Here is a 21158-nt window from a genome sequence, read left to right on the forward strand (position 1 = left end):
CCGGCTGGTCCCATACCCCTTCCTTGATTTTCGTGCACCTCTCGGGCTTCGGCCTTCATTCATTTTTAGGAAAGTAATATGGAAACCGGTACCGTCAAGTGGTTCAATGACGCAAAGGGCTTTGGCTTCATCACTCCGGACGGCGGCGGCGAAGATCTGTTCGCGCACTTCTCGGAAATCAAGGTTGACGGCTTCAAGACGCTGCAAGAGAACCAGAAGGTTCAATTCGAAGTCCGCACGGGCCCGAAGGGCAAGCAAGCTGCCAACATCAAGCCGGTCTAAGTACTGCGCTCATTGGTCTGCTACGGCTTTTAGGATCTGAACGCAGCTTCAGCGCGGTCCTGACTAGCAAGCTTACCGAAAAACCCCACGCTTCTTCCGGAAGGTGGGGTTTTTTCTTGTCTGGCGCTTTCCAACGGGGTTTAGGCGCCCCGCGCGGTTAGACGAATAAGCGCTGTGCGTGAATGCCCAGTCCCGTCGCCACGCTGGCAAGACGGTCGCCGAACACGGCCTGCGACTGCGGAAACGCCTCTGCCAGCGCCTGCGTCAGGAACAAGAGGCCAGTCGAGCCACCCGTGAAGTAAAGCGCGCTCACCTGCCCCGGCGCGACACCCGCCGCCTGCACCGTTTCACGCGCGGCCTGCACGATGCGCCGCGTCTCCTCGCGACCCGCCTCGACGAGTTGCGTGTCACCGAACGCCAGACGCAAGTCCGCCTCGACGGCTTCGAGGTCGATCATCGTCTCTCCGCCCGCCGAAACGCCGATCTTCGCCTCCTCGGCGCGCGCCGTGAGCGCATGCCCCAGACGCTCGTCGACCACACGCATCAGCCGGTCGTGATGGCGCGTGTCGGGGTAAAGATGGCGCATGAGCTTCAGCTCGGTTGCGCGCTTGGGCGTGTAGATCGTGTTGATGAGGTGCCACGTCGCCAGATCGAAATAGATGCGGTTCGGCACCTCGCGGCCTTCGGGGTCGAGCGACTGGTAGCCCAGTTCGCGCAGGATGGTCGCGAGTTCGACGCGGCGATCGAAGTCGGTACCCGCCACGTGCACGCCGTGGTGCGCGAGCACGTCGTCCTTGCGTTCGAGCCGTGTCGCCCGATCAGGCCCCACGCGCACGAGCGAGAAGTCCGACGTACCACCGCCAATGTCGGCGACGAGCACGAGCCCTTCTTGCGCGAGGCGCGACTCGTAGTCGAACGCCGCCGCGATCGGCTCGTACTGGAACTCGATCTCGCGAAAGCCCACACGGCGCGCTGCGGCTTCGAGCTGGTCCTGGGCGAGCCGGTCGGCGCGCGGGTCTTCATCGACGAAGAACACCGGACGGCCCAGCACCGCGCGCGTGATCGGCGTACCGGAGCAACGCTCGGCGCTGCGCTTCAGGTGCTCCAGAAAGATCGTGATGATCTCGGTATAGGGCATCGCGCTGCCGTCGCCGAGGTCGGTCGTGCTCTCGGCGAGCGGCGAGCCGAGGATGCTCTTCATCGAGCGCATCAGCCGGCCGTCGAAGCCGTCGATATAGGACGCGAGCGCCGCACGGCCGAATTCGCGCGTGTGCTCGTCGACGTTGAAGAACACCGCCGTGGGCAAGGTGGTGTGTGCGCCTTCCACCGGCGCGAGGCGCATCGCGCCGTCGGCCGCTGCCGGGAGCGCCACCGCCGAATTGGAGGTTCCGAAGTCAATCGCGCAGAAGCTGGTCATGGCAAGAGCGCGCCGCAGTGAAAGCGCGCGCAAGTGAGGAAAGGTCGGGGGGATCGGCTTTGTAGCACGAAAGCGCGGCGCGGGGCAACCGCGGGCCCATGATGCGGCCCCGCAAGAAAAAAACGCGCGGGCCGTGCCGCGCGTTTTTGCTGAAGCTCGCAATCCCTGATGGGCGCGGGGCTTCCCCCGACTCAGCCCTTGAACGGCTGCTTCCAGGCGTTCGCGTAGGCGATCTCGCCCACCGCCGAGCGCGTGCGCTCCGCCTTTTCACGGTCGCGCAGCACGGGCTCCAGCTTCTCGAGTTCGCCATAGTGGCCGAGCGAGATGAACGAGAGCGGCTCCACGTCGTTCGGCAGCGCGAATTCGGTGCGGAATGCCTGCACGTCGAAACCGCTCATCTGGTGCGCCGCAAGACCCAGCGCATGCGCCTGGAGCACGAGCGACATGGCCGCGGCGCCCGCATCGTATTGCGCCGTGCGATTCACTTCGCCCTTCGCGTTGAGCGTTTGCGCCGTTACCGCGATCAGCACCGGCGCCGGCGCATTCCACTGCTGGTTGAACGGCACGAGCGTCGCGAATGCGCGCTTGAACGCGATTTCGTCGGCGCTGCGGTCGAACACGATAAAGCGCCACGGCTGCAAGTTGTAGCCCGAGGGCGCCCAGCGCGCCGCCTCGATCACCGCGTGCAGCGCCTCACGGCTCACCGGCTCGCTCGAATAGGCGCGCGGGCTCCAGCGGCCGGCGATGAGTTCGTGAATGGGCACGGCTGTCGGTGCGGGTTTGTGCTTCGTCATGCCTTGTGTGTCCTTGGGGTGGCGGGCGACTTGCCCGGGGGTCACTAGAATAACCGCAGCGTGTGAAATACGCTCAAGCGCAACGGGCGACGCTCACGCGTCGCCCGTCAGGGTGCGAAAAAGTGCGAACCGGCGCTGTAAAGTCGCGGTGGGCGCGGTGGGCGGGCGCCTCGTCAGGCCGTTTGCACGCCCACGGCGCGCGGCCCGCGGTTGATGCGCAGCACGAGGAACGACGCCACGAGACACAAGCCGCCCGAGATCATCGACGCCACCGTATAGGTGCCGAGGCTCGAGCGCAGCAGGCCCGCGCCGAACGCCGCAAACGCCGCGCCAAGCTGATGGCCCGCCACGACCCAGCCGAACACGATCGGCGCGCGCTCCTTGCCGAAGACATCGGTGGCGAGCCGCACGGTAGGCGGCACCGTCGCGATCCAGTCGAGGCCGTAGAATACCGCGAAAATCGGCAGCCCAAAGAAGTCGATGCCGAACGCGTGCGGCAAATAGATCAGCGAAAGTCCGCGCAGCCCGTAGTACCAGAACAGTAGCAAGCGGCTATTGAAGCGGTCCGAGAGCCAGCCCGAGAGTGTCGTGCCGAACAGGTCGAAAATGCCCATCGTCGCGAGCAGCGAGGCGCCCTGCACTTCGGTCATGCCGTAGTCGCCGCACATGGCGATGAGGTGCGTGCCCACATAGCCGTTCGTACTCGCGCCGCAAATGAAGAAGCTGAAGAACAGCAACCAGAAGTCGCGCGTGCGGCTCGCCGAGAACAGCGCGTCGAACGCGATCTTCAGGGGATTTTGATGCGGCGCGGGCGGCGCGACGGGGGTGCTCTCGTCCTCGCCGAACGGACGCAGATTCACGCTCGCGGGCCGCTCGGGCAGCAGGAGCAGCACGAGCGGCAGCACCGCGGCGGCGGCCACCGCGACCACCAGCACCACCGACTGCCAGCCGTGTTTCTCCACGATTGCCGCAAGGAGCGGCAGGAACACGAGCTGGCCCGTGGCCGAACTCGCGGTGAGGATGCCCATGGCCAGCCCGCGGTGCGAGCTGAACCAGCGCGTGACGACGGTGGCCGAAAGCGAGAGCGCCGCGACGCCGGTGGCGCCGCCCACCATCACGCCCCAGATCAGGATCATCTGCCACGGATGCGTCATCAGCGCGGAAAGCGCCACGCCCGCCGCCATGGTGCCGAGCGCCGCGAGCAGCGTGGGCCGCACGCCGAAGCGCTGCATGGCCGCCGCCGCAAACGGGCCCATGAGGCCATAGAGCGCGATGTTCACCGAGATGGCGAGCGAGATCGTCGCCCGGCTCCAGCCGAATTGATGCTCGAGCGGCACCATCATGACGCTCGGCGTCGCGCGCGTGCCGGCCGCCGCCAGCAGCACCAGAAACACCACTGCCACGACGAGCCATCCGTAGTGGAAACGCCCAACTATTCGCCTCGCTGCCCAGTTCATTGGCGCTCCTGTCACGGCGCGTCTGGTTCGACACGCCGATGTTTTCGTTGGTATGACCGCTAGCTGCGACGATTCGCCATCGCTCGATTGTTACCGATCGGTCACAAGTGTGTTGCGATAGTAGTTACCGCTCGGTAACATGTCAAGCAATCACCCTGATCGCGAGATGCCCTCATGAAACACGAAGGCCACGACGAAACCTCTACTGCCGCTGCGCGCACGACCCGACCCCGCGCGCAGACGGCTGGGGCGCGCGCGCACGAGCACCTGCTGCGCGCCGCCGACGAGCTGTTCTATCGCGAGGGCGTGCGCGCAGTCGGCATCGAAGCCGTGGTCGAGCGCGCTGGCGTCAACAAGATGAGCCTGTACCGGCAGTTTTCGTCAAAGGACGATCTCGTCGTCGCCTACCTGCAGCGCTGCGACGTGCGCTTTTTCGAGCGCTTCGACGAAAGTCTCGCGAAGCATCCCGGCGAGCCGGCCAGGCAGTTGGTGCAATATTTCGAGGACCTCGCGCGCCGCGCCTCGGTGCCGGACTATCGCGGCTGTCCGTTCGTCAACGTCGCGACCGAATTTCCCGACGCCACGCACCCCGCGCGGCGCAGCGTCGACAACAACAAGACGCGGCTCATGGCGCGGCTCACCGCGCTCGCGCAGGAAGCGGGAGCCCAAGATCCGGTCGCGCTCGCCGAGGAACTCGCGCTGCTCGTCGAAGGCGTCTATGCCGCAAGCCAGACTTACGGCCCCGGGTGCGGCGCGATTCTCGCGGCGCCACGCATGGCAAAGCTGTTGATCGAGGCGGCATGTCCCGGGCCCTACCCGCCCGTAAAATGACACGATGAACGAAACCGCTGCTCTGTCCCCCGACCACGCCGCCATTCTCGAAGCGACCCGCCACTGGCTCGCGCGCGCCGTGATTGGCCTGAACCTCTGCCCGTTCGCGAAAAGCGTGCACGTGAAGAATCAGATTCGCTATGTGATCAGCGAGGCCACCGATCTGGAAGGCATCCTCACCGATCTCGAACGCGAGCTGCAAACGCTGGCTCAGGCAGATGCCGCGGAGATCGACACGACACTCCTGATCCTGCCCCGCGCGCTGGCCGACTTCGCCGATTTCAACGAGTCGACCTGGTTTGCCGAGCGCCTCGTGCAGCAGTTGCGGCTCGAAGGCACACTCCAGGTCGCGAGCTTTCACCCGCATTTCCAGTTCGAGGGCACCGAGCCCGACGACATCGAGAACTACACGAACCGCGCGCCGTATCCGATCCTGCATCTGCTGCGGGAAGCGAGCATCGAGCGCGCAGTCGAGGCATTCCCCGACGCCGCCGACATCTACGAACGCAACCAGGAAACGCTGCGCAAGCTCGGGTTCGAAGGTTGGCAAGACTGGATGAGCAAGCGCGACTGACGCCGCGCCGCCCACAAGTTCAGCCTTCGGTTGCCGCTTCGGAGGGCGCCTCGCCCTCGTCGGCGAAAAAGCGCTCGCGCAGGTCCGCCAGCCCGAAAGTATCGAGAATCTCGGTGAGGCGCGCCGCCGGACGACCCCGCGGCAAATCCTTGTACTGGGCGATGATGAGTTCGTTCTTCATCGAGTGCTCCCAGCCCACCAGTTCCGTCACGCTCACCTGATAGCCGTGCGCCTCGAGTTGCAGACAGCGCAGCACGTTGGTGATCTGGCTCCCGAATTCGCGCGTATGCAGCGGATGGCGCCAGATCTCCGTGAGCGCCTGGCCGAGCGACTTGCCTTTATTCCGGCGCAGCACACCCGCCACCTCGGCCTGGCAGCACGGCACGACCACGATGTAGCGTGCGTGCTTCTTGAGTGCGAAGCGCAGGGCGTCGTCGGTGGCGGTGTCGCAGGCATGCAGCGCAGTCACGATATCAACGGTCGGCGGCAGTTGCGGCGAGGTGATCGAATCGGCGACCGAAAGGTTCAGGAACGACATCCCGCCAAAGCCCAGCCGTTTGGCCAGCTCCTCCGAGTGCTGCACAAGCTCGTCGCGCGTCTCGATGCCATAAATGTGTGACCTGTCGCGCTGATCCTTGAAGAACAGGTCGTAGAGAATGAAGCCCAGATAGGACTTGCCCGCACCGTGATCGACGAGGGTCACGTCGCGGCCATCCTGCTTGAGGTCCTTGAGCAGCGGCTCGATGAACTGGAACAGGTGATAGACCTGTTTCAGCTTGCGGCGGCTGTCCTGGTTCATCTTGCCGTCGCGCGTCAGGATGTGGAGCTCCTTGAGGAGTTCGACGGACTGGTTCGGACGGACTTCGTAAGTCTTGCTGGACATCGGCGTGGTCAGATGAAAGGCGTGGTATGTCGCGAAACGTGCGACAGGCGACAGACGGGCTGCAGTAATTCTGTCATTTTACGAAAAAAGCTAGTCCAGGCTGCCGAACCCACAAGAGCAGCCAGTGTCGTAATGGCGTCCAGGCACGCTGACCCACGTGCGGACACCAGGGAGGGGTTGAATAGAAGAGACACGAGGATTTTCGTCCCCGATGCCCAAAAAGGACCAAAACGTAGCGCGACCGGCCGGCAACGAATCGACAGGCGCGCATTGGGAGGTCGCACCGAGTGCCGGTTGCGATGAATCAGGCTGGCGCAGTCCTCGCTGCGCGAAGAGCGCACGACGCTGTACGGCCTTGCATGGGGCATGCAATGAATACGATTCCTGACGGAAACGCAGAGCAAAAATTCCAGGAACTGCTTACGAAACTCGTCACGGTTCCCGACTGGACGGAAAAGCAGCAACTGGAGCTGGAAATGGCGCGCGAAATCTCGGTGCAGATGCTGCGGGTCGCGGAAAGTATGCGCGACGGCCCTTCGGATCTCGAGACCTGCCTGATTCTGCTGAAGTACGCCAAGGTGCTCGATTTTGTGATGTCGGCGCTGGCGTCGCGCCGCGATATCAAGCCGCAAACGCTGCGCGTGATTTTCAAGCTGGCAGGCCTAAAGGTCGACGAGGCCTATCCGGGGTGAAGCCGATGTGAACCCGACGCACACCCGGCGCGGCAGCTACGCCGCCGACGCCGTCGCTCGACACCCACACGGGCCGTTAGCGGCCCGGCTTCTTTTTTGCCAACGCTCTTGCCCGCCGCCGGCTCACTGTGCGCGCACCTTGAGGCGCCACAGCGACGTCAGTTCGGCCGCACGCGCACGATAGAGCGGATCGCCGGGATCCGAAGCTTTCGGGTGCCGTGGGCGAATGTCCTCCCGGCCCGCCACTTCGAGTCCCGCCTGCACGATCATCTCAACGAGCGATTCGCGCGTGCGCAGCCCGAGATGCTCCGCGAAGTCGGACAGAATCAACCACCCCTCGCCGCCCGGCTCGAGATGATCCTTGAGACCGCCGAGAAAGCCGCGCAGCATGCGGCTCTCGGGATCGAACACGGCGTACTCGATGGGCGACGCGGGACGCGCCGGCACCCACGGTGGATTGCAGACAATAAGCGGCGCGCGCCCCGGCGGAAACAGATCCGCCTCGACGACTTCGACCTGCGCTGCGTAGCCGAGGCGCGCAAGGTTCTCGTGCGCGCAGGCCAGCGCGCGGGCGTCCTGATCGGTAGCGACTATGCGCTTCACGCCGCGCGAGGCGAGCACGGCGGCGAGCACGCCCGTGCCCGTGCCGATATCGAACGCATTTTCGAGCGACGGGAGCGGCGTGCGCGCGACGAGGTCGACGTATTCGCCGCGCACCGGCGAGAACACGCCGTAGTACGGATGAATGCGCGCCCCGTTCAGCGCCGCGATCTCGACGCCCTTCTTGCGCCATTCGTGCGCACCGACAAGACCGAGAATTTCACGCAGTGACGCCGCAGAAGCTTCGCCATCGGCCGCGCCCCACGCCTCTTCGCACGCGAGCCGGACGTCGGGCGCGCGGCGCAGGTTGATGCCGTAATCGCCTTCGAGCGGAATCAGCACCATGCCGAGCGTGCGGGCGCGCTGCGCCTGCGCCTGGCGATGCAGATGAAACGCTTCGAGCGGTGAAGCGGGCGCCGTGGGCGGCTCAGCCTTGCGGGGCTTGCGCTCGGCACGGCGCGCCATGGCCTGCAGCAGTTGACGCGCGTTCTGATAGTCGCCGCGCCACAGCAACGCGGTGCCTTCGCAGGCAAGGCGGTACGCGGCGTCCGCAGTCGTGCGATCGTCGGCGATGACCACGCGTTTGGGCGCCGGCACGCCAGCCTCGGAGCGCCAGCGCATCGTGCGCGGGCCTTCGGTGTCGGGCCAGGTAAGAGTGGGATGTTCGGTCATAGGTCGGATATTCGATGCGGCGGGCCAGTTCGTCGATTCGTACCCGGCCCGCGGGTTGGCGCCGCGGGGCGCCTCGAGCGGCGCCATCATATAGCAGAGCGATGCCGCGCGTTCCGCCGCATCGCCTTTGCAACGATGATCGCTCAGACGGGCGGGCGCGTCGACACGGCCAAACGGCGTAGGACGAAACGCGCGCGGGCGGCAGTAAAATGTGCGCCGACCGCCCCCCGCCAGGCCATGCTCATCCGAACGAAACCATGCCAGAAACCACCCAGCAGACACGCCGCGCGCACAAACCGCGTACGCGCCGCGCTAGCGCCGGAGGGGGGCTCGACGAAGGCTTTTATGCCGAACTGTTGCATATCGTAGGGTTGCGGGAGAGCGTTTCCGGCGTAAGGCGTACCGTCGCACGACTCGCGCCGCACGAGCGCTTGCGCGGCGCGCTGATCGAACTCGCGCTGTCGCGCCTCGCCGCCCGCGAGGGCGAGAGCAAGAGCGAGTGGCCGGAGGCCGACCACTTCGAGCTCGCGCTGCGGCTTAGCATCGCATGGATCAGCCGCCTCGTTTTTCTCAAGGTGCTCGAAACGCGTCTGCTGACGCTCCATGGCGGCGATTCGACCTACGCGTTTCTGAATGCCCAGAACATCGGCTCGTTCAGCGATTTCGACGCGCTGTGTGACGCCGTACTAGGCGCCGGTGATGACACGCCACCGGCTCGCTTCGCTCACCTTCCCCGCTTCGACGGTTCGCTTTTCCGGCCGCAAGACCTGGACCGAAGCCTGCTCGGCATGAGCGCGCTCGACGATCGCGCCACGCTGCCGCCCTTCAGGGCGACCCTTCTCCCCGATGCGAGCGGCGAGCGGCACACGCTTGCGTATCTGCTCGATTTTCTCGCCGCGTTCGACTTCTCCGCCGGTTTGGTCGCGCGAGCGCCAACCGTGGTGAACAGGCGTTGCCTCGACGCCTCCGCGCTCGGGCTCGTCTTCGAAAAGCTCAACGGTTACCGCGACGGCGCCTGGTACACGCCGGGCAGCGTCGCGATGCAGCTTGCCCGTCCCGCCATCACGCATGCGGCGATCAATCGCTTGAATCGCGCCAAGGGGTGGCGCTGCACGAATGTCGATCAGCTATCCGAATTGATCGGCGAATCGATCGAAACCCGCGACGAAGCTCGCGCGATTCTGGACTCGCTGCGCATCTGCGATCCCGCCGTGGGCTCAGGGCATCTGCTCGTTTCAGCGCTCAACGAGTTGCTGGCGCTGAAAGTGCGCCTCGGCTTGCTGAGCGCGCGCGACCGCGAAGCGCTCAGCGCTTGCCGCATCGACGTCACCGCGGACCGGCTTTGCGTCACGCACGCGAATGGCGAACCGCTCAGCCGCGAGCGCGATGGCACGACCATCTGCATGATCGAAGCCGCGCTCTTTCGCGTAAAGCGAGACATCGTCGAGCATTCGCTTTTCGGTGTGGATATCCATGCGGATTCGGTCGGCATGGCGCGCCTGCGGCTGTGGATCGAACTGCTCGAACACGCGGATTTCACCGTTTCGCTGCCGAACCTCGAGACCAACCTCAAAGCAGGCAACGCGACGCTCAGCCGTTTTGACTTCCATACGCCCCTGCGCGACTACGCTGAGCTAGTGGCGAACTATCGCGCGAGCGCGGCAAGATTGCGGGCGACAGCCACACCCGCCACACGGCGCGCCGAAATCGCTCGCTTCGCACAACTGCGCGACGCGTTGCTCAACGCCTTCGCGAACAACCAGGCCGAAACGCCACCCGAAGACGCCACGGCGTTCGAATGGCGCATCGAATTCGCCGACCTCCTCACCGACGAAGGCGACTTCGAGCGCTTCGACGCCGTCATCGCGAACCCGCCCTATATCGACTCCGAGCGCATGATCAACCAGGGCCAGCGCGCGCTGCGCGAGCGGCTGGCGCGGCGCTGGCCGAGCGCAAGGGGCAACTGGGACCTCTACATCGTGTTCATGGAGCTGGGCCTCGCGCTCCTGAGGCCCGGCGGCGCGATGGCGTATCTCACGCCCGACAAGTGGCTATCGAAGCCCTTCGGCAATGCGTTGCGCGCACGGCATCTGGGCAAGATCGAACGCATCGTCGGGCTCGGGCGCGATGTGTTCGAGCAGGCGCGTGTGGATTCGATCATCACGGTCTTTCACGAGTCCGGCACGCCCGCCATCGCGACCGCGCGCATCGACGGCGAGACGCTCACCGAGCTTGCGCAAACCGACAAACGCACGCTCGAGACGCCGTGGCCGCTCGACGCATTGCTCTCGCCGCACGCCGCGTTCGTGCAGCGGTTCACCGGTGCGCATCCCACACTCGGTTCGCTGCTGCCCAGCGAAAACGCATGCGCGACGTCGGACGCCTATCGGCTCGCGCCCCTCGTCGAAGTGGCAGAAGGCGGCTTCCGGCCGGACCATCACTACCGCGTGGTGAACACCGGCACGCTCGGGCGCTACGTCTCGCGCTGGGGCAGCAAACCGATGACCTATCTCGGGCGACGCTACGAGGCACCCGTGGTCGAGCGCGAGCGCTTCGCATCGACCTTCGCGAACGGCTACGGCGCGAAAGCCAGGGCAAAAAAGGTGATCGTGAAAGGCCTCACACGGCTCGACGCGGCACTCGATCTCGCAGGCGACACGATCCCTGCCAAGACCACGCTGATCCTGCGCTCGGACGACGAGAACCTGTTGAAGTTCGCCGCCGCGTTGCTCAATTGCCCGCTCTCGGTTTTCCTGATCCGCGCGAAGTACGGCGCGTCGAGCTACAACGGCGGCGTGGCATTCACGAGGGCGATGATCGACGCCTTGCCCGTGCCGGGCAGCGCTTTGGTACGCAGCGAGATCGCCAACTGCGTGACCCGGTTGCTGCGCGCTGAGCAGTCCGGATGCGACTCCCCGGAAGTGGACGACATCGCGCGCGAGATAGATCGGCACCTCTACCAGGCGTTTGGCCTGTCGCCACAGGAGATTGACCTCGTGGAAGGCCGCGCCGGCTCGATTGCGCGCGAGGCAAGCTGAGCGGGCAGCCCGGCGACGGCGTCCCGGCGAGTCGGCTAGTCTTGCTCATCCTCGCGCAGAGCAGACATCATGGAACGGCTTCGATTCTTCAGTGCTTCCGACGAGAGCACCGTGCTGACGCTATCGATCGCCACGACGTTGGTGATCGCCCTCATCGGCATTCTGTTCGGCCTGATCTCCGGCTCGTTTTCCATTGTGTTCGACGGCGTTTATTCACTCGTCGACGCGAGCATGAGCGCGCTCGCGCTCGCCGTTGTGCGCCTGATCACCTCCTACGCGGTCAACGTCGACCTGCCGCGCAAATGGCGCGAGCGCTTCACCATGGGCTTCTGGCATCTCGAACCCATGGTGCTCGGGCTCAACAGCACGCTGCTCGTGGGCGTGGCCGTCTACGCGCTGATCAACGGCGTCACCAACCTGCTCTCCGGCGGCCACGAGCTGCACTTCGGCCCTGCTCTCGTCTACGCCGTGCTCACCGTAAGCGCCTGCGCGGCGATGGCGGTGTTCGAATCGCGCGCGAACCGCCGGATCCACTCGGATTTCGTGCGTCTCGACATCAAGTCATGGATCATGTCCGCGGGCATCACCGCGGCGCTCCTCGTCGCCTTCAGCGTCGGCTATACGATTCAGGGAACGGCGTGGGAGCACCTCACGCCCTACGTCGACCCGGCGGCGCTCGTGGTGGTGTGCGTCGTGATCATTCCGATTCCGCTCGCGGAAATCCGCCAGGCCCTGCTGGACGTGCTGCTCGTGGCGCCCGCGGATCTCAAGCAGCATGTCGATGCCGTCGCGAAACGCTTCGTCGAGCGCTACGCCTTCGAGTATTACCGCGCTTATGTCGCGAAAGTGGGCCGCTCCCGCGAGATCGAGCTGTATTTCGTCGTGCCGCCCGATATGCCACCCAAGCGCATCGCAGAATGGGATGCGATCCGCGACGAAATTGGCCGGGCCATAGGCGGGGACGAGTCGCATCGCTGGCTCACGATCATGTTCACGAGCGATCCGGAATGGGCAGAGTGAGGTGGTCCAAGAGGCGCCACGCGCAACGAGGCCCCAGAAAGCACAAAGGGTTACGTGAACTTCACGTAACCCTTTGTCTCGAATGTGGTGCCGGCTGCAGGACTCGAACCCGCCACCTGATGATTACAAATCAACTGCTCTACCAGATGAGCTAAGCCGGCGTAGCCCGCTATTCTACTTCATTTCACGATCTTGAGGTGGCCCTTGCCGCCCTTATTGCCGCCTTCGTCATCTTTGTCGGCGGCGCGCGTCGCAACCGGCGCAACCGGCGCGAGCGGTGCAGCGGGTTCCTCGGCAGGCTCGTCGCGCACTGGATGCGCCTCATGCGCGTCCGCGTCTTCGTGGTCCTCTGAGGACAGCACGTCGTCGGCGTCGCCCGGCGGCGACTCCACCGGGAACGCCATGCCCTGGCCGTTCTCGCGCGCGTAGATCGCGAGGACATTCGGCACCGGCACCTCGATCTTGTGCGACTTGCCCGAGAAGCGCGCGTGGAACTCGATCATCTCGTTGCCCATCTGCAACTGGCTCGTCGCCTCGAAGCTGATGTTCAGCACGATCTCGCCGTCACGCACGAACTGGCGCGGCACGCGCGTGCTGTTGTCGACCCGCACCGCGATATGTGGCGTGAAGCCGTTGTCGGTGCACCACTCGTACAGCGCGCGCAGCAAATACGGCTTGGTGGAAATCTCTTGCATCAACAATCCTTTCACGAGGCGGCATCCACACCCACGCTGTGCACGCCGCCTCTGTTACCTGCAACCGCCAGGATACTGCTTAACGGCGCATGACCTTTTCAGACGGCGTCAGCGCTTCGATGTACGCCGGACGGCTGAAAATGCGCTCGGCATACTTCATGAGCGGCGCGGCATTCTTCGAAAGCTCGATGCCGTAGTGGTCCAGACGCCAAAGCAGCGGCGCAATTGCGACGTCGAGCATCGAGAACTCTTCGCCCAGCATGTACTTGTTCTTCAGGAAGATCGGCGCGAGCTGCGTGAGGCGGTCGCGGATCGCGAGGCGCGCCTTCTCGTGGTTCTTCTCGGCGGCCTTGCCCTTCTCGTTTTCGAGCGTGCTCACGTGCACGAACAGTTCCTTCTCGAAGTTGAGCAGGAACAGACGCGCGCGGGCGCGCTGAACCGGGTCGGCCGGCATCAGCTGCGGATGCGGGAAGCGCTCGTCGATGTACTCGTTGATGATGTTCGACTCGTACAGAATCAGGTCGCGCTCGACCAGAATCGGCACCTGACCGTACGGATTCATCACGGCGATGTCTTCCGGTTTATTGAACAGGTCGACGTCGCGGATTTCGAAGTCCATGCCCTTTTCGAACAACACCAGCCGGCAACGCTGGGAGAACGGGCAGGTAGTGCCGGAGTACAGAACCATCATGATTTACATTTCCTCAATAAACCCAAAAGGCCAGCGGGCGAAAAAACCGTCTGACGGTCCCTGAACCGTCAGACGGCTTCTCGACGCACCGGCCCCACGTCGGTCAGGACGTGCCTATTTGATATCTTTCCAGTACGCGGCGTTCAATCGCCACGCGAAAAAGCTCAAGACGCCGAGGAACAGGAGCACCCACACGCCAAGCTGCCTGCGGGTTTTCTGCTCGGGTTCGGCCATCCAGCCGAGGTAGGCCACCAGGTCGGCCACGTCGGCATCATAATCCACAGGCGAGAGCGTTCCGGGCGTGACCTGCTGGAACCCGGTAAAGCGACGGACTTTTTCCCCGGTTTCCTCGTCCGTCGTGTCCTCGAACTTCGCCGTGCGGATGCCCTGCAACTGCCACAGCACGTGCGGCATGCTCACGTTTTCGAACACCAGATTGTTCCAGCCAGTCGGCCGCGTGTCGTCGCGGTAGAAGCTGCGCAGGTACGTGTACAGCCAGTCGCGCCCTTTCGCCCGCGCTTCCACGGAGAGGTCCGGCGGCGCTACGCCGAACCACGACTTCGCGTCGTCCGGGCGCATCGCGATGGACATCGTGTTTCCGACCTTATCGGTCGTGAACAACAGATTATCTTCGATTTGCTTCTGCGGAATGCCGAGATCCTGCAATCGGCTGTAGCGCATCAAGTTCGCACTATGGCAATTCAGGCAATAGTTTACAAACAATTTGGCGCCGTGCTGCAGCGAAGCAAGATTTTCGCCGTTATCGGGAGCGCGGTCGAGCGGAATGTTTTCCTGCGCCGCGGCAGATCCAACCCCAAAGGCGCAGGAGAGCGCCAGCGCGGCCAAGCCGGCCCGGACGCTCACCTTCGCGAGCGTCGAAAAAAAAGAACTTTTCGTCATATCTTCCTCGCTCGGCAATTAATGGGGCTTGAACCGCACGCGCTCGCGCGGCTGCTTGAAGGTGCCAAGCGGCGTCCAGAACGGCATGCCGAGGAAGAAAGCGAAATAGACGAGCGCGCAGATCTGGGCGATCAGCGTGGCCGCCGGCGATGGCGGCTTCGTGCCGAGGAACGCGAGCGTCAGGAACGCCAGCACGAAGATGCCGAGAAACACCTTGTGGAAGAACGGCCGGTAACGGATCGATTTCACCGGCGAGCGGTCGAGCCACGGCAGGAAGAAGAGCGAGATCACCGCCGTGCCCATCACCACCACGCCCCAGAACTTCGACTCGGTGAAGTACATGGCGAGGATCACGAGCACCGCCAGCACCGGCAGCCCGGCGCGCCATTTGCCGCGGGCGCGCACGAGCGCGAGCAGACCGAGCAGCGCGATCACGATCATCAGCACGATCTTGAACGGGTCGGTGGTGGCGCGCAGCATCGCGTAGAACGCCGTGAAGTACCAGACCGGCGCGATTTCGGGCGGCGTCTGGAGCGGGTTGGCCGGCACGAAATTGTTCGACTCCAGGAAGTAGCCGCCCATTTCCGGCGCGAAGAACACGATCGCCGCGAAGATCAGCAGGAAGATGCACACGCCCATGAAGTCGTGCACGGAGTAGTACGGATGGAACGGGATACCGTCGAGCGGCACGCCGTTCGCGTCCTTCTTCTCCTTGATCTCGATGCCGTCCGGGTTGTTCGAGCCCACTTCGTGCAGCGCGATGATGTGACAGATCACGAGCCCGACCAGCACCAGCGGAATGGCGATCACGTGGAACGCGAAGAAGCGGTTCAGCGTGACGTCCGACACCACGTAGTCGCCGCGAATCCACAGCGAGAGGTCCGGGCCGATGAAGGGAATCGCCGAGAACAGGTTCACGATCACCTGCGCGCCCCAGAACGACATCTGGCCCCAGGGCAGCAGGTAGCCGAAAAACGCCTCGGCCATCAGGCACAGGAAGATCGCGCAGCCGAAGATCCACACGAGTTCGCGCGGCTTGCGGTACGAGCCGTACAGAAGCCCGCGGAACATGTGCAAATACACCACCACGAAGAACATCGAAGCGCCCGTGGAGTGCATGTAGCGGATGAGCCAGCCCCACGGCACCTCGCGCATGATGTACTCGACCGATGCGAACGCGAGCGTCGCATCGGGCTTGTAGTTCATCGTGAGAAAAATGCCGGTGATGATCTGGTTCACCAGCATGAGCAGCGCGAGCGAGCCGAAGAAGTACCAGAAGTTGAAGTTCTTCGGCGCGTAGTACTCGGAAAGGTGCGCGCGCCAGGTCGCGGTCATCGGAAAGCGTTTGTCGATCCAGCCTTGCAGGCCGGCCGTCTCCACCCCATTCTTTTCGGTTCCCGTCGCCATCACGCTTCTCCTTTTTCGTCCTTGCCGATCACGATCTGCGTCGGGGACGCGAACATGTAGCGTGGAATGTCGAGGTTTTGCGGCGCCGGCTTGTTCTTGAAGACGCGGCCGGAGAGATCGTAGGTGGAGCCATGGCACGGGCACAGGAAGCCGCCTGGCCAACTGTCGGGCAGGTTCGCCTGCGGGCCCTCCTGGAAGCGCGGTGTCGGCGTGCAGCCCAGATGGGTGCAGACGGCCACCGCCACGAGAATGTTCTGATGCTCGGCGCGCGAACGGAATTCGTTCATGCAGTACTCCGGCATCGGCATCGAGAACGGGCGCTCGGAGTTCGGGTCGGCCAGATCGGGATCGGCCTTCTTGACGTCGGCCATCATGCGATCCGTGCGGTTCAGGATCCACACGGGCTTGCCGCGCCAGGCCACGGTCATCATCGAGCCGGGCTGCAGATTCGTGATGTCGGCTTCGACAGGCGCGCCGGCGGCGCGGGCTTTTTCGGATGGTGCAAAAGAACCTACGAAAGGTACGACAGTGGCCACGCCTCCAATGCCACCTGCTACGGACGTCGCAATCAGCCAGGTTCGGCGGCTGCCATCGACGCGGTCATTCTCGTTGTCTCGCATCACATCGCCCCACTTCTGAGTTGGATTTTTCCGTCACGCCAGCTTACCCGCGGTGCTGCCGAACGCTAGTTTGCTCGAATGGAGTTGGCATTTACAAGGGGCGTTCTCCAAAAAGCTTCGGAAGTCCTTGATATCTCGGGGTTTTCCCGCAGAAAAGAGGGCCACTTTCTTTTCAGTTTGTAAATGCCTCATGAATAAAACGACGCTGCGCCACGACAATTTGTGTTGCATGCTCAATCAAACGGGATTGTCGATATCGATGAAAAGATGCTCGATGTCGAAGGCTTCCGAGAGATGCGCGCCCACCGCCTGAACGCCGAAGCGCTCGGTCGCGTGGTGGCCCGCGGCGACGAACGCCACGCCGCTTTCCGCCGAGGTGTGCGTGGTCGGCTCGGAGATTTCGCCAGTGAGGAAGACGTCGGCGCCGGCTTCGATCGCGGCGTCGAAGAGACTTTGCGCCGCGCCCGTGCACCAGGCTACGCGGCGCAGTTGCCAGTCGGGGTCGCCGAGCACGAGCGGCGTGCGGCCGAGCGTCTGCTCGACCTCGGCGGTGAAGTGCGCGAGCGTGATCGGCATGGGCAGCGTGGCCATCCAGCCAAGCTCCTGTTCGCCGAAGCGTTGTTCGCCGATCCAGCCGAATCTGGCACCCAACTGCGCGTTATTGCCCAGTTCGGGATGGCAATCTAGCGGCAGATGATAAGCGAACAGGTTGATATCGTTCGCGAGCAGCGTCTTCAAACGCCGGTATTTGCGGCCCGTAATTTGCGGCGCTTCGTTCTTCCAGAAGTAACCATGGTGCACGAGCACGGCGTCGGCGCCCCACTCGAGCGCGGCTTCGAGGAAGGCGAGCGAAGCGGTCACGCCCGTGGCGATCTTCTCCACGCGCCGCCGCCCTTCGACCTGCAGGCCATTGGGGCAGTAGTCCTTGAACCGCGCGGATTCCAGAAGATTGTTCAGATACAATTCCAGTTCGATCCGATCCATATAATCCTCTAATCTTCAGATGCTTAGACGCTTTTGGCTGTTCTTCGCCCAGGCGGTGACGGTCCTGCTGGCGTTGATGTTCATCATCGCCACGCTCAAACCGCAGTGGCTGCAGCACCAGGGGCAGTTCGGCAAGCAGCTTGCCGAACCGATCGTCGCACTACGGGAAGTGGCGCCAGGTATCGGTCGAGGCGCCGCCCAGGGCTCCTATGCGGACGCCGCCCAGAAGGCAATGCCCGCGGTCGTCAACGTGTTCTCGAGCAAGGATGGGTCGCTGCCGCCCGATCCTCGCCAGAACGATCCGCTATTTCGCTACTTCTTTGGCGATCGCAACAAAAACCAGAAGCAGCAGGAGCAGCCTGCCGCCAACCTCGGCTCGGGCGTCATTGTCAGTCCGGACGGTTACATTCTAACGAACCAGCACGTAATCGACGGCGCGGACCAGATCGAAATCGCGCTTTCCGACGGCCGCACCACCAACGCCAAGGTGATCGGCATCGACCCGGAAACCGATCTCGCGGTGCTCAAGATCAATCTGCCGAACCTGCCCACCATCACGCTCGGCCGCATGGACCAGACGCGCGTGGGCGACGTCGTGCTCGCCATCGGCAACCCGTTCGGCGTGGGCCAGACGGTCACGATGGGCATCATCAGCGCGCTGGGCCGCAATCACCTTGGCATCAACACGTTCGAGAACTTCATCCAGACCGATGCGCCGATCAATCCGGGCAACTCGGGCGGTGCGCTCGTCGACGTAAACGGCAACTTGCTCGGCATCAACACGGCCATCTACTCGCGCTCGGGCGGCTCGCTCGGCATTGGCTTCGCGATTCCCGTTTCCACGGCGCGCAGCGTGCTGGAGAGCATCATCACCTCGGGTTCGGTCACGCGCGGCTGGATCGGCGTGGAGCCACAGGACGTGACGCCGGAGATCGCCGACTCGTTCGGGCTGAAGGAGAAGTCGGGCGCGATCGTCGCGGGCGTGCTGCAGGGCGGCCCCGCCGACAAGGCCGGCATCAAGCCGGGCGACGTCCTGACCTCGGTGAACGGTGAGGCCATCACCGATACCACACGCCTCCTGAACGTCATCGCGCAGATCAAGCCGGGCACCGACGCGAAGATCCACCTCGTGCGCAAGAACAAGGACATGGATCTCGACGTGCTGATCGGCAAGCGCCCGCCGCCGCCGAAGCAGCCGGCCCAGGAAGACGGCGAAGGCGACGACGGAGGTTGATGTCACGCCGCAGGCGGGGCATCGCGCCCTGCCCGCAACCAGCAAACGAAAAGGCCGCAAACCTGGGTTCGCGGCCTTTTGCTTTTCAGCGCTGCGCCAGCAGCGGGGCTAGCTCGCCGCCTGACTCTCGTCCGCAGGCTTCTTCTCGCCAGTGCCGACGAAAATACGTGCCGCGATAATCCCCAGTTCGTACAGGATGATGAGCGGCAACGCGAGGATGAGTTGCGAGAATACGTCCGGCGGCGTCACCACGGCCGCGACGATGAACGCACCGACGATCACGTAGGGCCGGACCTGTTTGAGCTTCTTCACGGTGACCATGCCCATGCGCACGAGCAGCACGACGATGATCGGCACCTCGAACGTCACGCCGAACGCAATAAACATGGTGAGCACGAAGCTCAGGTAATTGTTGATATCGGTCGTCATCTCCGCGCCCAGCGGCGCGTTGTAGTGCGCCATCACGCGGAAGATGGTCGGGAACACCACGAAATACGCGAACGCCATGCCGCACAAGAAGAGCGTGTAGCTACTCGCCACGAGCGGCACGACGAGCTTCTTTTCATGCTGGTAAAGGCCGGGTGCGACGAACGCCCAGATCTGGTAGAGCACGACCGGCAGCGCGATCACGAAGGCCACGAGCATCGTGACCTTCATGGGCACGAAGAACGAGCCGGTCACGTCGGTGACGATCATCTTGCCGTCGCGCGGCAGGTTCTGCATGAGCGGACGCGCGAGCAGCCTGAATATGTCGGGCGCCCAGTAGACGAGTCCGACGAACACGACGATCACGGCGATGCCTGCGCGAATGATGCGGTCGCGCAATTCGACGAGATGGGAAATGAAGGTCTCTTCGGAGCCTTCTTCCAGTTTTTGCTGGGGGTCGCTCACACCGGCCCTCTGTTGGAAATGGACGTGCGCAAAGGCGGATCCGCGTCAGAAGAACCGCGTGGGACGGCGCAGGCTCGCCGGCGTGTGCTGCGCCACGCGCGCAGCGCCCGATTGCACCCGCGTGCGGCGCAGCGTGGCGCGTTTGTACCAGACAGGCGCGGCGCTTTGCTTCACGCGCCAGTTCTTGCGCTTGGCGCCGCTCGCACCCGCGTTGCCGGAGCGCCAACCCGATTGCGTGGCGCCGCCGTCCAACGCATTGGCGACAGCGCCTTCCACGCTGGCAGGATCCGCGCCGCCTGCGATGCTCGGCGACACCGACGTGCCCGCGTTCCACGCGTCGTTCAACTCGGTTTCATGCTTGCGCAGGTTGTCCTGAACGTTCTTCTCGACGTTCTGCGCCGCCGTTTCGAACTCGGTCTTCATGCGGCGCAACTCGTCGAGTTCGATCTCGCGCGTGACTTCCGCCTTGACGTCGTTGATGTAGCGCTGCGCGCGCCCGAACAGCGCGCCCGCCGTGCGTGCTACACGCGGCAGCCGCTCCGGCCCGAGAACGACCAGCGCGACCACGCCGATCAGCGCCATCTTGGTTAAACCGAGATCGAGCATGAATGGAGTTTTCCGTCAGCCTTGGCTGCCTTGATGAAAACAAGCTGGAAACAAGCGGGAAAACAAGTGGCGGCGATAACGGCCGCCACGCGTTTTAGCGGAGGTCGTTCGAACGCTGCGTCTTGTCCTTGGCTTCGACGTCGACTGCACCGCCGTCGGCAGGGAGCTCGCGCTTTTGCGTGTCGGCACCGGCACCTTCGCTCTCGCGCATGCCTTCCTTGAAACCCTTCACCGCACCGCCCAGATCGCTACCGATGTTGCGCAGCTTCTTTGTGCCGAAGACGAGCGCAACGATCAACAAGACGATCAGCCAGTGCCAAATGCTCAACGAACCCATGATTGACTCTCTCCTTAACCCCGCCGCCGCGCGAACTGCGCAACGCGATAAATTGTGCCTGTTCGATGTTGCATGGACGTGGCGTGCGACCCTTTAGCGCGACCCACGCCATCCGTCATTTATACCGATTTTCACCGCCGCCGGCACTCAGCCCATGCGGTGCCACGGACGCGGCCCAGCCAGCAAATGCGCGTGCAGATGGTAGACCTCCTGCCCGCCGCCCGGCCCCGTATTCACCACCGTGCGAAACCCGGTTTCACCGCCCGTGTACGAGACGCCCAGTTCCTTGGCGAGCCGCGCGACCAATACAAACATTCTACCAAGCAGCAGTGCGTCGTTTTCACCGCAATCGGCGAGGGTGGAAATATGCTGGCGCGGAATCACGAGGACGTGTGTTTCGGCTGCAGGCCGGATATCGCGGAAGGCGACGAACTCGTCGTCCTCGTACACCCGCGTGCTGGGAATATGGCCATCGGCGATCTTGCAGAAGAGACAGGTGCTGCGGTCGTGACTCATGGTGCTCCTGGTGAACA

The 21158-nt window shown here is 63.8% G+C and carries 22 protein-coding genes and 1 tRNA gene; 7 read left to right on the top strand and 16 right to left on the bottom strand.

Annotated elements, in window-relative coordinates; translation table 11 throughout:
• The first annotated feature begins 78 nt into the window (after positions 1 to 78).
• Complete coding sequence (locus M3I54_RS14500; RefSeq protein ID WP_027797379.1) at positions 79 to 282, top strand: cold-shock protein; 204 nt, start codon at positions 79 to 81, stop codon at positions 280 to 282.
• Positions 283 to 439: 157 nt separating this feature from the next.
• Here the strand turns inward: M3I54_RS14500 and M3I54_RS14505 are convergent, their stop codons facing one another.
• From M3I54_RS14505 to M3I54_RS14515, 3 genes are all read right to left on the bottom strand, one after another.
• Complete coding sequence (locus M3I54_RS14505; RefSeq protein ID WP_254336944.1) at positions 440 to 1699, bottom strand: Hsp70 family protein; 1260 nt, start codon at positions 1697 to 1699, stop codon at positions 440 to 442.
• A gap of 191 nt (positions 1700 to 1890) precedes the next feature.
• Positions 1891 to 2493, bottom strand: coding sequence for a nitroreductase family protein (locus tag M3I54_RS14510; protein ID WP_254336946.1), 603 nt, complete (start codon positions 2491 to 2493; stop codon positions 1891 to 1893).
• Between the two features lie 173 nt (positions 2494 to 2666).
• Positions 2667 to 3950 carry an MFS transporter gene (locus M3I54_RS14515; RefSeq protein WP_254336948.1) on the bottom strand — a complete coding sequence of 428 codons (1284 nt, stop codon included), beginning with the start codon at positions 3948 to 3950 and terminating at the stop codon, positions 2667 to 2669.
• A gap of 174 nt (positions 3951 to 4124) precedes the next feature.
• On the opposite strand from M3I54_RS14515, the gene M3I54_RS14520 reads away from it, so the two are divergent.
• Together M3I54_RS14520 and M3I54_RS14525 are read left to right on the top strand one after the other, a co-directional pair.
• Positions 4125 to 4781 (top strand): TetR/AcrR family transcriptional regulator, encoded by a 657-nt coding sequence (locus M3I54_RS14520; protein ID WP_254336950.1) that lies wholly within the window; start codon positions 4125 to 4127, stop codon positions 4779 to 4781.
• A 4-nt stretch (positions 4782 to 4785) separates the two neighbouring features.
• Positions 4786 to 5355, top strand: coding sequence for a DUF1415 domain-containing protein (locus tag M3I54_RS14525; RefSeq protein WP_254336952.1), 570 nt, complete (start codon positions 4786 to 4788; stop codon positions 5353 to 5355).
• Between the two features lie 19 nt (positions 5356 to 5374).
• On the opposite strand, the gene M3I54_RS14530 is transcribed toward M3I54_RS14525, so the two are convergent.
• Positions 5375 to 6238 carry an SAM-dependent methyltransferase gene (locus tag M3I54_RS14530; protein ID WP_254336954.1) on the bottom strand — a complete coding sequence of 288 codons (864 nt, stop codon included), beginning with the start codon at positions 6236 to 6238 and terminating at the stop codon, positions 5375 to 5377.
• A gap of 371 nt (positions 6239 to 6609) precedes the next feature.
• Here M3I54_RS14530 and M3I54_RS14535 point away from each other — a divergent pair, with 371 nt between their 5' ends.
• On the top strand, positions 6610 to 6930 hold the full coding sequence (locus M3I54_RS14535) for a DNA-binding protein (RefSeq protein ID WP_254337090.1): 321 nt from the start codon (positions 6610 to 6612) through the stop codon (positions 6928 to 6930).
• A 123-nt stretch (positions 6931 to 7053) separates the two neighbouring features.
• Here M3I54_RS14535 and M3I54_RS14540 read toward each other — a convergent pair whose 3' ends face one another.
• Entirely contained in the window at positions 7054 to 8202 is a 1149-nt protein-coding gene (locus M3I54_RS14540) for a class I SAM-dependent methyltransferase (protein WP_254336956.1), read from the bottom strand.
• Positions 8203 to 8459: 257 nt separating this feature from the next.
• Here M3I54_RS14540 and M3I54_RS14545 point away from each other — a divergent pair, with 257 nt between their 5' ends.
• Positions 8460 to 11240, top strand: coding sequence for an Eco57I restriction-modification methylase domain-containing protein (locus tag M3I54_RS14545; RefSeq protein WP_254336958.1), 2781 nt, complete (start codon positions 8460 to 8462; stop codon positions 11238 to 11240).
• A 69-nt stretch (positions 11241 to 11309) separates the two neighbouring features.
• Entirely contained in the window at positions 11310 to 12260 is a 951-nt protein-coding gene (locus tag M3I54_RS14550) for a cation diffusion facilitator family transporter (protein WP_254336961.1), read from the top strand.
• A gap of 85 nt (positions 12261 to 12345) precedes the next feature.
• Here M3I54_RS14550 and M3I54_RS14555 read toward each other — a convergent pair.
• The 7 genes from M3I54_RS14555 to M3I54_RS14585 all read right to left on the bottom strand — a co-directional run bounded on the left by M3I54_RS14555 (position 12346) and on the right by M3I54_RS14585 (position 17557).
• Positions 12346 to 12421 (bottom strand) — tRNA-Thr (locus tag M3I54_RS14555).
• An 18-nt stretch (positions 12422 to 12439) separates the two neighbouring features.
• Positions 12440 to 12955 (bottom strand): ClpXP protease specificity-enhancing factor, encoded by a 516-nt coding sequence (locus M3I54_RS14560; RefSeq protein ID WP_254336963.1) that lies wholly within the window; start codon positions 12953 to 12955, stop codon positions 12440 to 12442.
• 79 nt (positions 12956 to 13034) lie between these two features.
• Complete coding sequence (locus M3I54_RS14565; RefSeq protein ID WP_027797364.1) at positions 13035 to 13646, bottom strand: glutathione S-transferase N-terminal domain-containing protein; 612 nt, start codon at positions 13644 to 13646, stop codon at positions 13035 to 13037.
• 114 nt (positions 13647 to 13760) lie between these two features.
• Positions 13761 to 14546: a cytochrome c1 gene (locus M3I54_RS14570; RefSeq protein WP_375542146.1), complete on the bottom strand. Its 786-nt coding sequence runs from the start codon at positions 14544 to 14546 to the stop codon at positions 13761 to 13763.
• Between the two features lie 18 nt (positions 14547 to 14564).
• Complete coding sequence (locus M3I54_RS14575) at positions 14565 to 15953, bottom strand: cytochrome bc complex cytochrome b subunit (RefSeq protein ID WP_254336965.1); 1389 nt, start codon at positions 15951 to 15953, stop codon at positions 14565 to 14567.
• Complete coding sequence (petA, locus tag M3I54_RS14580) at positions 15953 to 16573, bottom strand: ubiquinol-cytochrome c reductase iron-sulfur subunit (protein WP_254336967.1); 621 nt, start codon at positions 16571 to 16573, stop codon at positions 15953 to 15955. The genes M3I54_RS14575 and petA overlap by 1 nt, the downstream gene beginning before the upstream one ends.
• 237 nt (positions 16574 to 16810) lie before the next feature.
• Complete coding sequence (locus tag M3I54_RS14585; RefSeq protein ID WP_254336969.1) at positions 16811 to 17557, bottom strand: Nif3-like dinuclear metal center hexameric protein; 747 nt, start codon at positions 17555 to 17557, stop codon at positions 16811 to 16813.
• Between the two features lie 19 nt (positions 17558 to 17576).
• Here M3I54_RS14585 and M3I54_RS14590 point away from each other — a divergent pair, with 19 nt between their 5' ends.
• On the top strand, positions 17577 to 18791 hold the full coding sequence (locus tag M3I54_RS14590) for a Do family serine endopeptidase (RefSeq protein ID WP_254336971.1): 1215 nt from the start codon (positions 17577 to 17579) through the stop codon (positions 18789 to 18791).
• Positions 18792 to 18899: 108 nt separating this feature from the next.
• Here the strand turns inward: M3I54_RS14590 and tatC are convergent, their stop codons facing one another.
• The 4 genes from tatC to M3I54_RS14610 form a co-directional block, all read right to left on the bottom strand.
• Positions 18900 to 19682, bottom strand: coding sequence for a twin-arginine translocase subunit TatC (gene tatC / locus M3I54_RS14595; protein ID WP_254336974.1), 783 nt, complete (start codon positions 19680 to 19682; stop codon positions 18900 to 18902).
• 45 nt (positions 19683 to 19727) lie between these two features.
• Positions 19728 to 20288: a Sec-independent protein translocase protein TatB gene (tatB, locus tag M3I54_RS14600; protein ID WP_254336976.1), complete on the bottom strand. Its 561-nt coding sequence runs from the start codon at positions 20286 to 20288 to the stop codon at positions 19728 to 19730.
• Positions 20289 to 20382: 94 nt separating this feature from the next.
• Complete coding sequence (tatA, locus tag M3I54_RS14605; protein WP_254336978.1) at positions 20383 to 20625, bottom strand: Sec-independent protein translocase subunit TatA; 243 nt, start codon at positions 20623 to 20625, stop codon at positions 20383 to 20385.
• A gap of 147 nt (positions 20626 to 20772) precedes the next feature.
• Complete coding sequence (locus tag M3I54_RS14610; protein WP_254336980.1) at positions 20773 to 21141, bottom strand: histidine triad nucleotide-binding protein; 369 nt, start codon at positions 21139 to 21141, stop codon at positions 20773 to 20775.
• Between the last annotated feature and the right edge of the window lie 17 nt (positions 21142 to 21158).

Origin of the sequence: Paraburkholderia sp. CNPSo 3274, from assembly GCF_024206475.1 — a bacterium.
Taxonomy (GTDB): Bacteria; Pseudomonadota; Gammaproteobacteria; order Burkholderiales; family Burkholderiaceae; genus Paraburkholderia.